The sequence below is a fragment of the Mesorhizobium sp. M0659 genome (genome assembly GCF_040320605.1).
In the GTDB taxonomy this organism is placed as follows: domain Bacteria; phylum Pseudomonadota; class Alphaproteobacteria; order Rhizobiales; family Rhizobiaceae; genus Mesorhizobium.
On the sequence record NZ_JAMYPY010000059.1, the window covers coordinates 1 to 940 of the forward strand.

The window sequence follows — 940 nt, forward strand, 5'->3', positions numbered from 1 at the left end:
CTTTGATGGCGCATACTTTTCGTCCGAATCAAAGAATGCGCTATGGGCCAGGTTCTTCATGGGAGCGCCACGACGACAGAGGCGATCCGTCGAGCGATACAGCATAGTCAAGAGAGCCTGAGGGCGCTGGCGAAGCGCTACGGCATCAATCAGAAGACGGTTAGGAAGTGGAGGAACCGGACGTCGGCCGCCGATCTTCCGACTGGCCCCAGAGATCCGAAGTCGACAGTGCTATCGACTGAGGAAGAGGCGGTCATCGTCGCCTTTCGGCGTTATACGCTGCTGCCACTGGACGATTGCCTCTATGCTCTCCAACCGACGATCCCGCATCTGTCGCGGTCATCCTTGCATCGCTGCCTGCAGCGTCACGGGATAGGCAGGTTGCCGGATGTCGAGGGCGACAAGCCGGCAAGGAAGAAGTTCAAGGCCTATCCAATCGGCTACTTCCATATCGACGTCGCCGAGGTCCGAACCGAGCAGGGCAAGCTGCATATGTTCGTGGCCATAGATCGGACCTCGAAGTTCGCTTTCGTCGAGCTGCACGAGAAGGCAACGACAGCGGTCTCCGCCGATTTCCTGCGCCATCTTCTTGATGCTGTCCCTTACAAGATCCACACAGTGCTTACCGACAACGGCATTCAGTTCACGACCCCAGGTGCCGGCGGCTCGGCCGTTCCGCTGATCAAGGAAGCCATGGCGGCGGGAGAAATCATATGGGCGCACGCCTTCGAACATACTTGCGCCAAGGCCGATATCGACCACCGAACGACAAAGCCAAGGCACCCATGGACCAACGGCCAGGTCGAACGCATGAACCGCACGATCAAGGATGCGACCGTCAAACGCTTCTACTACGAGAGCCATGACCAACTGCGCCAGCATCTCGCCGATTTCGTCTTAGCCTATAATTTCGGCCGTCGACTGAAGACCCTCAAGGGCC

The 940-nt window shown here is 58.2% G+C and carries 1 protein-coding gene; it reads left to right on the top strand.

Features of this window, described 5'->3' with window-relative positions:
• Window positions 1–42 precede the first annotated feature (42 nt).
• Window positions 43–940: IS481 family transposase (locus NKI31_RS31785; protein ID WP_352653453.1), on the top strand; the 898-nt coding region annotated here is incomplete at its 3' end.